General features: G+C 53.6%; 10 protein-coding genes. All 10 read left to right on the top strand.

Annotation, left to right across the window (positions count from 1 at the left end):
- The first annotated feature begins 268 nt into the window (after positions 1-268).
- The 10 genes from ilvI (at position 269) to mraY (ending at position 11,732) form a co-directional block, all read left to right on the top strand.
- Positions 269-1,993: an acetolactate synthase 3 large subunit gene (gene ilvI / locus HV302_RS20550; RefSeq protein WP_181626517.1), complete on the top strand. Its 1,725-nt coding sequence runs from the start codon at positions 269-271 to the stop codon at positions 1,991-1,993.
- Positions 1,994-1,995: 2 nt separating this feature from the next.
- Positions 1,996-2,487, top strand: a complete 492-nt coding sequence (ilvN, locus tag HV302_RS20545; RefSeq protein ID WP_003829566.1) for an acetolactate synthase small subunit — start codon at positions 1,996-1,998, stop codon at positions 2,485-2,487.
- 176 nt (positions 2,488-2,663) lie between these two features.
- Positions 2,664-3,668 carry a catabolite repressor/activator gene (gene cra / locus HV302_RS20540; protein ID WP_016151689.1) on the top strand — a complete coding sequence of 335 codons (1,005 nt, stop codon included), beginning with the start codon at positions 2,664-2,666 and terminating at the stop codon, positions 3,666-3,668.
- 613 nt (positions 3,669-4,281) lie between these two features.
- A complete protein-coding gene (gene mraZ, locus HV302_RS20535; protein WP_181626516.1) occupies positions 4,282-4,740 on the top strand; it encodes a division/cell wall cluster transcriptional repressor MraZ in 459 nt (152 codons plus the stop codon).
- Position 4,741: 1 nt separating this feature from the next.
- Complete coding sequence (rsmH, locus tag HV302_RS20530) at positions 4,742-5,683, top strand: 16S rRNA (cytosine(1402)-N(4))-methyltransferase RsmH (RefSeq protein ID WP_016151690.1); 942 nt, start codon at positions 4,742-4,744, stop codon at positions 5,681-5,683.
- Complete coding sequence (ftsL, locus tag HV302_RS20525) at positions 5,680-6,045, top strand: cell division protein FtsL (protein WP_006686695.1); 366 nt, start codon at positions 5,680-5,682, stop codon at positions 6,043-6,045. The genes rsmH and ftsL overlap by 4 nt, the downstream gene beginning before the upstream one ends.
- Positions 6,046-6,060: 15 nt before the next feature.
- Positions 6,061-7,827 carry a peptidoglycan glycosyltransferase FtsI gene (gene ftsI / locus HV302_RS20520; protein WP_016151691.1) on the top strand — a complete coding sequence of 589 codons (1,767 nt, stop codon included), beginning with the start codon at positions 6,061-6,063 and terminating at the stop codon, positions 7,825-7,827.
- Complete coding sequence (murE, locus tag HV302_RS20515; RefSeq protein ID WP_016151692.1) at positions 7,814-9,301, top strand: UDP-N-acetylmuramoyl-L-alanyl-D-glutamate--2,6-diaminopimelate ligase; 1,488 nt, start codon at positions 7,814-7,816, stop codon at positions 9,299-9,301. Before ftsI ends, murE begins: the two co-directional genes overlap by 14 nt.
- Complete coding sequence (gene murF / locus HV302_RS20510; protein WP_019078371.1) at positions 9,298-10,656, top strand: UDP-N-acetylmuramoyl-tripeptide--D-alanyl-D-alanine ligase; 1,359 nt, start codon at positions 9,298-9,300, stop codon at positions 10,654-10,656. The genes murE and murF overlap by 4 nt, the downstream gene beginning before the upstream one ends.
- Positions 10,650-11,732, top strand: a complete 1,083-nt coding sequence (gene mraY / locus HV302_RS20505; protein ID WP_016151694.1) for a phospho-N-acetylmuramoyl-pentapeptide-transferase — start codon at positions 10,650-10,652, stop codon at positions 11,730-11,732. The genes murF and mraY overlap by 7 nt, the downstream gene beginning before the upstream one ends.

Raw genomic sequence — 11,732 nt, 5'->3', positions numbered from 1 at the left:
TTTATATCTAAAATTTTGTGCTGAACTCGACTTTTTACGTATGTCCGAAAGTGTAAAAAAATAGACTAATTGCTGTAAGTCCCCCTTTTTAAGCGATTATTTATCATATCAATTGCTTATGCTGGTTTAATTCTCCATTTATTCAATTCTAACCTCCGTTTTATTCTTATTTACTCCAGTGCCACCCCTTCGGAGTCAATTGCCATGCGTCATCATCAGCGGTTAATGTGTTGTTAAACCGTAATTCATTATAAGAGTGAGGCAAGCCATGGAGATGTTGTCTGGAGCCGAGATGGTCGTCCGATCGCTTATCGATCAGGGTGTGAAGCAGGTATTCGGTTATCCCGGGGGGGCCGTCCTCGATATTTATGATGCATTGCATACGGTCGGCGGTATTGATCATGTGTTAGTCCGTCATGAGCAAGCCGCAGTACATATGGCTGATGGCCTGGCTCGTGCCACGGGAGAAGTGGGCGTCGTTTTGGTCACTTCCGGACCAGGGGCAACCAATGCGATCACCGGGATTGCAACGGCATATATGGATTCCATTCCGTTGGTGATCCTCTCTGGCCAGGTCGCCACCTCCCTGATTGGCTACGATGCCTTCCAGGAGTGCGACATGGTGGGTATATCCCGCCCGGTGGTAAAACACAGTTTTCTGGTTAAACAAACGGAAGATATCCCGCAGGTGCTGAAAAAAGCCTTCTGGCTGGCGGCAAGCGGTCGTCCGGGGCCGGTGGTGGTGGATTTGCCGAAAGATATTCTGAATCCGGCGAAAAAACTGCCTTATAGCTGGCCGGAGTCGGTGAGTATGCGTTCGTATAACCCGACAACGACCGGGCACAAAGGACAGATAAAACGTGCTTTGCAGACGCTGGTCGCGGCGAAGAAACCGGTTGTCTATGTTGGTGGTGGCGCGGTGAATGCCGCCTGTCACGAACAACTGGGGCAAATTGCCGAAGCACTCAATCTGCCGGTTGTCTCCTCGCTGATGGGGTTAGGCGCGTTTCCGGCCACGCATCGCCAGGCGCTGGGAATGTTGGGCATGCATGGTACTTACGAAGCGAATATGACCATGCATCATTCTGATGTGATCTTTGCCGTCGGCGTTCGTTTTGACGATCGAACGACCAATAACCTGGCAAAATATTGCCCGAATGCGACCGTGCTGCATATCGACATCGATCCGACCTCAATTTCAAAAACCGTCACTGCGGATATTCCGATTGTGGGCGATGCTCGCCTGGTGCTGGATCAGATGCTTGAACTGCTGCCGCAGGAGAAATCGCAGCAGCCGCTGGATGATAACCGTGACTGGTGGCAACAGATCGAACACTGGCGCGCTCGTCAGTGCCTGAAATACGACACGCAAAGTGAAAGTATTAAACCGCAGGCGGTGATTGAAACCATCTGGCGTCTGACGAAAGGGGATGCATACGTGACCTCTGACGTTGGTCAGCATCAAATGTTTGCCGCACTTTACTATCCGTTCGATAAACCACGCCGCTGGATTAACTCAGGCGGCCTCGGCACCATGGGATTCGGGTTACCCGCGGCGTTAGGGGTGAAAATGGCGCTGCCGGATGAAACGGTGGTGTGTGTTACCGGGGATGGCAGCATTCAGATGAACATCCAGGAACTGTCGACGGCGCTGCAATATGAGCTACCGGTACTGGTGCTCAACCTTAACAACCGCTATCTCGGCATGGTCAAACAGTGGCAGGACATGATTTACTCCGGGCGTCACTCCCAGTCTTACATGCAGTCGCTACCCGATTTTGTGCGCCTTGCTGAAGCTTATGGGCATATCGGTATCCAGATTAATCATCCAGGCGAACTGGAGAGCAAGCTGGGCGAAGCGCTGGAACATGTGCGTAACCATCGCTTGGTGTTTATTGATGTCACCGTCGACGGCAGTGAGCATGTCTACCCGATGCAGATTCGTGGGGGCGGGATGGACGAAATGTGGTTAAGTAAAACGGAGAGGACCTGATTATGCGCCGGATATTATCAGTATTGCTGGAAAACGAGTCGGGTGCATTGTCACGTGTGATTGGTCTCTTCGCCCAGCGCGGATACAACATTGAAAGCCTGACCGTCGCGCCGACTGACGACCCGACCTTATCGCGAATGACGATTCAAACGGTAGGGGATGAGAAAGTCCTGGAGCAGATCGAAAAGCAGCTACACAAACTGGTGGATGTTTTGCGCGTCAGCGAACTGGGGCAGGGCGCCCACGTTGAACGAGAAATCATGCTGGTGAAAATCCAGGCCAGTGGCTATGGCCGGGAAGAGGTGAAACGCAACACGGAGATATTCCGTGGGCAAATCATCGATGTTACGCCGTCGATCTACACCGTACAGCTGGCGGGCACCAGCGATAAGCTGGATGCGTTTCTGGCAACGCTACGGGAAGTCGCCAAAATCGTGGAAGTTGCCCGTTCCGGCGTGGTGGGGCTTTCCCGCGGCGATAAAATTATGCGCTAACGCTTACCTGACCTACGCGAGATGCATTGGCTATCGGTTGCTTTTTTTTTGCGAAATCAGCAGTAACCAGAGACAAAAGCGGTTGCCGCAGTCATTATTCTGCGCTTAGATGTTAAGAAGTTTAACCCATGCCATCTCAAAGGTTATGGTTTGTACATTTTACGCAAGGGGCAATTGTGAAACTGGATGAAATCGCTCGGTTGGCCGGCGTTTCGCGAACGACTGCAAGCTACGTTATTAACGGCAAAGCAAAGCAATACCGCGTAAGCGACAAAACGGTTGAAAAAGTCATGGCGGTGGTGCGTGAGCATAATTACCACCCGAATGCCGTGGCGGCCGGGCTGCGTGCTGGACGCACACGTTCTATCGGGTTGGTGATCCCGGATCTCGAGAACACGAGCTATACCCGGATCGCAAACTATCTGGAGCGCCAGGCGCGTCAGCGCGGGTATCAACTACTGATTGCCTGCTCTGAAGATCAGCCGGATAACGAAATGCGCTGTATTGAGCATCTTTTACAACGTCAGGTTGATGCCATTATCGTTTCGACTTCCTTGCCGCCTGAACATCCGTTTTATCAGCGCTGGGCGAACAGTTCATTCCCGATTGTGGCGCTGGATCGCGCGCTGGATCGTGAACATTTCACCAGCGTGGTGGGCGCAGACCAGGATGATGCGCAGATGCTGGCGGAGGAGTTACGTAAATTCCCTGCTGAAACCGTGCTCTATCTGGGGGCGCTTCCTGAATTGTCCGTCAGTTTCCTGCGCGAACAGGGTTTCCGTACCGCGTGGAAGGACGATCCGCGTGAAGTGCATTTTCTCTATGCCAACAGCTATGAGCGGGAGGCGGCCGCGCAGTTATTTGATAAATGGCTGGAAACGCATCCAATGCCTCAGGCGTTGTTTACCACGTCGTTTGCCCTGTTGCAGGGGGTGATGGATGTGACCCTGCGCCGCGACGGGCAGTTACCGTCTGATTTAGCGATTGCGACTTTTGGCGACCACGAGCTGCTCGACTTCCTGCAGTGCCCGGTTCTGGCGGTGGCGCAGCGCCATCGAGATGTCGCGGAACGCGTGTTGGAGATTGTGTTGGCAAGCCTGGATGAGCCGCGTAAACCCAAACCAGGTTTAACGCGTATACGGCGTAATCTGTACCGTCGCGGTATTCTAAGCCGTAACTAAGTTGCCTCAATTGATGATGTCGGCGGATAAGCCTCTGACATCATCAATTATCCCGTTCTCGGAAATAACCGCATTATAATTAAGAATATTCTTTAGAATTATCTGAAATTGATTCTTCTATTATGCCGAATTAAAAATGCAACTATCCATTTTTGGGTAATTGAGACGTAACGATGCGTTACGGTTGTATTATTTTGTTACAAGCATGTAGGGATTTGCCGAATTAACAAACACTTTACTGGTGTGTTGCGACAATCTCGCCCTTATCTCGCTCCTGTGCGGCGTACAGACTGATTAACTGGTACTGTTATCTCGCTGCATATTGTCCTAAAATGCCGCTCGCGTCGCAAACTGACACTTTATATTTTTCTTTTGATGATATTCAGTTGTTTTAAACAATCATGAGTTGTTGGATTTTTTTCTTACAAATATTCATGACGTTAATTTGCTTCGTTTGCTGTACGGAATTTGTTCAACGCTGATATTAGCCGTAAACAATGGGTTTTTTGCTCCGCTAAGCGCCGTGACTTGCTTGACAAGGTTTTCCTCCGCTCCGTAAACTCCTTTAAGTGGGAATTTGTGGGATAAAGTGGTAATCGGGGGTGAGGCTGGCATGTTCCGGGGAGCAACGTTAGTTAATCTCGACAGTAAAGGGCGCTTATCTGTGCCTACCCGTTATCGGGATCAACTGCTCGAGAGCGCTACCGGTCAAATGGTTTGCACCATTGACATCCATCACCCGTGCCTGCTGCTGTACCCCCTGCCTGAATGGGAAATTATCGAGCAGAAGTTATCGCGTCTGTCGAGCATGAATCCAGTTGAGCGTCGCGTACAGCGCCTGTTGTTGGGTCATGCTAGCGAATGTCAGATGGATAGCGCTGGCCGATTATTGATAGCGCCCATTCTGCGGCAACACGCAGGGCTAACGAAAGAAGTGATGCTGGTTGGGCAGTCCAATAAGTTTGAGCTGTGGGATGAAACGACCTGGTATCAACAGGTCAAGGAAGATATCGACGCTGAGCAGTCTGTTACCGGCGCGCTGTCGGAACGATTGCAGGATTTGTCTCTATAAAATGATGGAAAATTATAAACATACAACGGTGTTGCTGGATGAAGCCGTAAACGGCCTGAATATTCGTCCAGACGGCATCTACATTGACGGGACATTTGGTCGCGGTGGTCACTCACGTCTGATCCTCTCGCAACTTGGCGAAGAGGGGCGTTTACTGGCCATCGATCGCGATCCGCAGGCGATTGCCGTTGCAAAGACGATTACCGATCCCCGTTTTTCCATCGTCCATGGTCCTTTTTCTGCGCTGGCTGATTATGTCGCCGAGCGCGGACTTACCGGTAAGATCGACGGGATTCTTCTTGATCTTGGGGTGTCTTCTCCACAGCTTGATGATGCTGAGCGCGGATTCTCATTTATGCGTGACGGTCCGTTAGATATGCGTATGGACCCTACACGCGGTCAGTCAGCGGCCGAATGGCTGCAAACCGCCGATGAAGCAGATATTGCCTGGGTGATTAAAACCTTTGGCGAAGAGCGCTTCGGCAAACGTATTGCTCGCGCCATCGTAGAGCGCAACCGCATCGAACCGATGACCCGCACTAAAGAGCTGGCGGAAGTGATTGCGGCGGCAATGCCGGTGAAAGACAAATTCAAACATCCCGCGACCCGTACCTTCCAGGCGGTGCGCATTTGGGTGAACAGTGAACTGGAGGAGATAGAGCAGGCGCTAAAAAGCTCGCTCAGCGTGCTGGCACCAGGTGGTCGCCTTTCGGTAATCAGTTTCCATTCGCTTGAAGATCGCATTGTGAAACGCTTTATGCGCGAACAAAGCCGTGGTCCTCAGGTTCCGGCTGGAATACCGATGACCGAAGCGCAGATCAAAAAGCTGGGCGGCCGTGAGTTAAGAGCACTAGGCAAGATGATGCCGGGTGAAGAAGAGGTAGCTGAAAATCCTCGTGCCCGTAGTTCAGTTCTGCGTATTGCAGAGAGGACGAACGCATGATCAGCAGAGTGACAGAAGCCCTCAGCAAAGTTAAAGGATCGATAGGAAGCAACGAGCGCCATGCCTTGCCTGGCGTGATCGGTGACGATCTTTTGCGGTATGGGAAGCTGCCACTCTGCCTGTTCATTTGCATTATTTTGACGGCGGTTACCGTCGTGACAACAGCACACCATACGCGCTTACTGACCGCGCAGCGTGAGCAGCTGGTTCTGGAGCGAGATGCGTTGGATATCGAATGGCGCAACTTGATCCTTGAGGAGAACGCGCTCGGCGACCATAGCCGTGTTGAACGGATCGCAACGGAAAAGCTGCAAATGCAGCATGTTGATCCCTCACAAGAAAATATCGTAGTACAAAAATAAGGATAAACGCGACGCATGAAAGCAGCGGCAAAAACGCACAAGCCAAAACGCCAGGAAGAACAAGCCAACTTTATCAGTTGGCGTTTTGCGTTACTGTGCGGCTGTATTTTGCTGGCACTGGGTTTTCTGCTGGGGCGCGTTGCCTGGCTGCAAATCATCGCGCCGGACATGCTGGTGCGTCAGGGCGATATGCGCTCTCTGCGCGTACAGGAAGTGTCCACATCGCGCGGGATGATTACCGACCGTTCAGGTCGTCCGCTGGCGGTGAGCGTTCCGGTTAAGGCGATTTGGGCCGACCCAAAAGAGGTGCATGACGCAGGCGGCGTAAGCGTTGGTGAACGCTGGAGAGCGCTGTCGACCGCGCTGAATCTCCCGCTCGATCAACTGGCTTCCCGCATTAACGCCAACCCGAAAGGGCGCTTTATCTATCTGGCGCGTCAGGTAAACCCTGACATGGCTGACTACATCAAAAAACTGAAGCTGCCAGGCATTCACCTGCGCGAAGAATCCCGCCGTTACTATCCTTCCGGAGAAGTGACCGCTCACCTTATCGGCTTTACTAACGTCGACAGCCAGGGGATTGAAGGCGTTGAGAAAAGCTTCGACAAATGGCTCACCGGACAACCGGGCGAACGTATTGTACGTAAAGACCGTTATGGCCGCGTCATTGAGGATATTTCCTCTACCGACAGCCAGGCGGCGCATAACCTTGCGCTAAGTATCGATGAGCGTTTACAGGCGCTGGTCTACCGCGAACTGAATAACGCCGTGGCGTTTAACAAGGCGGAGTCAGGCAGTGCGGTACTGGTGGATGTGAACACCGGTGAAGTGCTGGCGATGGCCAACAGCCCGTCCTACAACCCGAACAATCTCACCGGTACGCCGAAGGATGCGATGCGTAACCGTACGATTACCGACGTGTTTGAACCGGGGTCCACCGTCAAACCGATGGTGGTGATGACGGCGCTGCAGCGTGGCGTGGTTCGCGAAAATACCGTACTTAACACTATCCCTTACCGAATTAATGGCCACGAAATTAAAGACGTGGCGCGTTATAGCGAATTGACCCTCACCGGGGTTTTGCAGAAGTCGAGTAACGTCGGTGTTTCCAAGCTGGCGTTAGCGATGCCGTCCTCAGCGTTAGTAGACACTTACTCACGTTTTGGGCTGGGAAAAGCGACCAATTTGGGGTTGGTCGGAGAACGCAGTGGCTTATATCCTCAAAAACAACGGTGGTCTGACATAGAGAGGGCCACCTTCTCTTTCGGCTATGGGCTAATGGTAACGCCGTTACAGTTAGCGCGAGTCTATGCAACGATCGGCAGCTATGGCGTTTATCGGCCACTGTCGATCACCAAAGTTGACCCTCCTGTTCCGGGCGAGCGTATCTTCCCGGAATCAACCGTGCGTACCGTAGTGCACATGATGGAAAGCGTGGCGCTGCCCGGCGGCGGCGGCGTGAAGGCGGCGATTAAAGGCTATCGTATCGCCATTAAAACCGGTACGGCGAAGAAAGTAGGGCCGGATGGCCGCTACATCAACAAATACATTGCTTATACCGCAGGCGTTGCGCCTGCGAGTCAGCCGCGCTTCGCGCTGGTTGTTGTTATCAACGATCCGCAGGCGGGTAAATACTACGGTGGCGCCGTTTCCGCGCCGGTCTTTGGTGCCATCATGGGCGGCGTACTGCGCACCATGAACATCGAACCGGATGCGCTGACAACGGGCGATAAAAATGAATTTGTGAATAATCAAGGCGAGGCAACAGGTGGCAGATCGTAATTTGCGCGACCTTCTTGCTCCATGGGTGCCGGGTGCACCGGAGCGAGCACTGCGGGAGATGACGCTCGACAGCCGTATGGCTGCATCGGGCGATCTCTTTGTCGCAGTATTGGGTCATCAGGCGGACGGGCGTCGGTATATCCCGCAGGCGATAGCGCAAGGTGTGGCTGCCATTATTGCAGAAGCAAAAGATGAAGCTACTGACGGTGAAATCCGTGAAATGCACGGCGTTCCAGTTATCTATCTCAGTCAGCTTAACGAACGTTTATCTGCACTGGCGGGCCGCTTTTACCACGAGCCTTCTGAAAAAATGCGACTGGTCGGCGTGACCGGGACCAACGGTAAAACCACCACCACCCAATTGCTGGCACAGTGGAGCCAACTGCTTGGCGAAACCAGCGCGGTGATGGGAACAGTCGGCAATGGCCTGCTGGGCAAAGTGATCCCGACGGAAAATACCACCGGTTCAGCCGTTGATGTCCAGCATGTGCTGGCGGGGCTGGTTGCACAAGGCGCAACGGTTGGCGCAATGGAAGTGTCTTCACACGGTCTGGTTCAGCATCGCGTGGCGGCGCTGAAGTTTGCCGCATCAGTATTTACTAACTTAAGCCGTGACCATCTTGATTACCACGGCGACATGGAACATTACGAAGCCGCGAAATGGCTGCTGTATTCCACGCACCATTGCGGCCAGGCCATCGTTAATGCGGATGATGAAGTCGGTCGTCGCTGGTTGGCCAAACTTCCGGATGCGGTTGCCGTATCGATGGAAGATCACATCAACCCGAACTGTCACGGTCGTTGGTTAAAGGCGATTGACGTGAATTATCATGACAGCGGGGCAACGATTCGTTTTACCTCCTCATGGGGTGACGGCGAAATTGAAAGTCGCCTGATGGGCGCGTTTAACGTCAGCAATCTGCTGTTGGCGCTGGCAACGCTGCTGGCGTTGGGATATCCGTTAGCAGATTTACTGAAAACAGCGACACAATTACAGCCGGTTTGTGGGCGCATGGAAGTGTTCAGCGCGCCGGGTAAAACCACCGTTGTGGTTGATTATGCCCATACGCCAGATGCGCTGGAAAAAGCGCTGCAGGCGGCACGTCTGCACTGTACTGGCAAACTGTGGTGCGTCTTTGGCTGCGGCGGCGATCGCGACAAAGGCAAACGTCCGTTGATGGGCGCGATTGCCGAGCAGTTTGCTGATGTTGTCGTGGTGACCGATGACAACCCACGTACCGAAGAGCCGCGCGCCATTATTAACGACATTCTGGCGGGTATGCTGGATGCCGGACAGGCGAAAGTGATGGAAGGTCGCGCAGAGGCTGTGACAAACGCCATTATGCAGGCGAAAGAAAACGATGTGGTGCTGGTGGCCGGGAAAGGTCACGAAGACTACCAGATCGTTGGCTCGCAGCGCCTCGACTATTCTGACCGCGTCACGGCAGCGCGTCTGCTGGGAGTCATCGCATGATTAGCGTAACGCTCAGCCAACTGGCGGAGATCCTCCGCGGCGAACTGAAAGGAGCCGATCTGACTCTTGATGCGGTGACAACTGATACGCGTAAAGTTACGCCGGGCTGCCTGTTTGTCGCGCTGAAAGGCGAACGCTTTGATGCCCACGATTTCGCAGACAAGGCGCAAGAGAGCGGGGCGGGTGCGCTGCTGGTCAGCCGTCCGCTGGACACCAACCTGCCGCAGCTGATTGTTAAAGATACACGTCTGGCGTTTGGTGAACTGGCGGCATGGGTACGCGCTCAGGTTCCGGCGCGCGTTGTCGCGCTGACCGGCTCTTCCGGTAAAACGTCCGTCAAAGAGATGACCGCATCCATTCTGAGTCAGTGTGGCAACACCTTATATACCGCGGGCAACCTGAATAACGACATCGGCGTACCGATGACGCTGTTGCGCTTAAACAACGATTACGACTATGCCGTGATTGAGCTTGGCGCTAATCATCAGGGCGAAATCGCCTGGACCGTTGGCCTGACGCGTCCGGAAGCGGCGCTGGTGAATAACCTGGCGGCCGCGCATCTGGAAGGCTTTGGTTCACTGGCGGGCGTTGCGAAGGCAAAAGGTGAGATTTTTACCGGCCTGCCAGCGAACGGAATCGCCATTATGAATGCCGACAATAACGACTGGCTGAACTGGCAGAGCATTATCGGCGATCGCAAAGTCTGGCGCTTCTCCCCGAATGCGGCCAACAGCGACTTTTCGGCGGCCAATGTTCATGTGACTTCACACGGCACAGAGTTTTCTCTGCAAACGCCAACCGGAAGCATTGATGTTCTGCTGCCGCTGCCGGGTCGTCACAACATTGCTAACGCCCTGGCGGCGGCTGCGCTCTCTATGGCGGTAGGCGCGACGCACGAAGCGATTAAAGCGGGTCTGAAGGAGCTGCAAGCGGTACCGGGGCGTCTGTTCCCGATTCAACTGGCAGAAAATCAGCTACTGCTGGATGACTCCTATAACGCAAATGTCGGGTCAATGACCGCAGCGGTAAACGTGCTGTCCGAAATGCCGGGCTACCGCGTGCTGGTCGTTGGCGATATGGCAGAGCTTGGCGCGGAAAGCGAAGCATGCCACGTGCAGGTGGGTGACGCTGCGAAGGCTGCAGGTATCGACCGTGTGCTGAGTACAGGGAAACTGAGTCAGGCAATTAGCCATGCCAGCGGTGTGGGTGAGCATTTTGCGGATAAAACCGCGTTGACCGCGCATCTTAAGGCGCTGATTGCAGAACATCAGATTATGACGATTTTAGTGAAGGGTTCACGTAGTGCCGCCATGGAAGAGGTAGTACGCGCATTACAGGAGAATGGGACATGTTAGTTTGGCTGGCCGAACATTTGGTCAAATATTATTCCGGCTTTAACGTCTTTTCCTATCTGACGTTTCGCGCCATCGTCAGCCTGCTGACCGCGCTGTTCATCTCTTTGTGGATGGGCCCGCGCATGATCGCCCGCTTGCAAAAAATGTCCTTTGGACAGGTCGTGCGTAACGACGGTCCGGAATCACACTTCAGTAAACGCGGTACGCCGACTATGGGCGGGATTATGATCCTCACCGCGATTGTTATCTCCGTACTGCTGTGGGCATACCCGTCGAACCCGTACGTATGGTGCGTGCTGGTGGTATTGGTCGGTTACGGCATTATCGGTTTTGTTGATGACTACCGCAAAGTGGTACGCAAAGACACCAAGGGCCTGATCGCGCGCTGGAAATACTTCTGGATGTCGGTGATTGCGCTGGGCGTGGCCTTTGCCCTGTATTTGGCTGGTAAAGATACCCCGGCCACTGAGCTGGTGGTGCCGTTCTTTAAAGACGTGATGCCGCAGTTGGGGCTGTTCTACGTGCTGCTGGCGTACTTCGTGATTGTGGGTACTGGCAACGCGGTCAACCTCACCGATGGTCTGGATGGTCTGGCGATTATGCCGACCGTGTTTGTGGCCGCAGGTTTTGCGTTGGTAGCGTGGGCGACTGGTAACATGAACTTCGCCAACTATCTGCATATTCCCTATTTACGTCATGCCGGCGAATTGGTGATCGTCTGTACGGCAATTGTCGGTGCGGGGTTAGGCTTCTTGTGGTTTAACACCTATCCGGCGCAGGTCTTTATGGGCGACGTCGGATCGCTGGCGCTGGGCGGCGCGCTGGGCATTATTGCCGTGCTCCTGCGTCAGGAGTTCCTGCTGGTGATCATGGGCGGTGTATTCGTCGTAGAAACACTGTCGGTCATTTTGCAGGTTGGCTCCTTTAAGCTGCGCGGACAGCGCATCTTCCGTATGGCGCCGATCCACCATCACTATGAACTGAAAGGCTGGCCGGAACCGCGCGTAATTGTGCGCTTCTGGATTATTTCGCTGATGCTGGTGCTGATTGGCCTGGCAACGCTGAAGGTACGTTAA

This window comes from Citrobacter sp. RHBSTW-00859 (assembly GCF_013729795.1).
Lineage (GTDB): Bacteria > Pseudomonadota > Gammaproteobacteria > Enterobacterales > Enterobacteriaceae > Citrobacter > Citrobacter braakii.
This window is presented reverse-complemented; position numbering and strand designations above follow the sequence as displayed.

Coding starts and splice junctions, on each gene's coding strand:
- ilvI (WP_181626517.1), top strand. CDS start 269: ATGGAGATGTTGTCTGGAGCCGAGATGGTCGTCCGATCGCTTATCGAT.
- ilvN (WP_003829566.1), top strand. CDS start 1,996: ATGCGCCGGATATTATCAGTATTGCTGGAAAACGAGTCGGGTGCATTG.
- mraZ (WP_181626516.1), top strand. CDS start 4,282: ATGTTCCGGGGAGCAACGTTAGTTAATCTCGACAGTAAAGGGCGCTTA.
- rsmH (WP_016151690.1), top strand. CDS start 4,742: ATGATGGAAAATTATAAACATACAACGGTGTTGCTGGATGAAGCCGTA.
- ftsL (WP_006686695.1), top strand. CDS start 5,680: ATGATCAGCAGAGTGACAGAAGCCCTCAGCAAAGTTAAAGGATCGATA.
- ftsI (WP_016151691.1), top strand. CDS start 6,061: ATGAAAGCAGCGGCAAAAACGCACAAGCCAAAACGCCAGGAAGAACAA.
- murF (WP_019078371.1), top strand. CDS start 9,298: ATGATTAGCGTAACGCTCAGCCAACTGGCGGAGATCCTCCGCGGCGAA.
- mraY (WP_016151694.1), top strand. CDS start 10,650: ATGTTAGTTTGGCTGGCCGAACATTTGGTCAAATATTATTCCGGCTTT.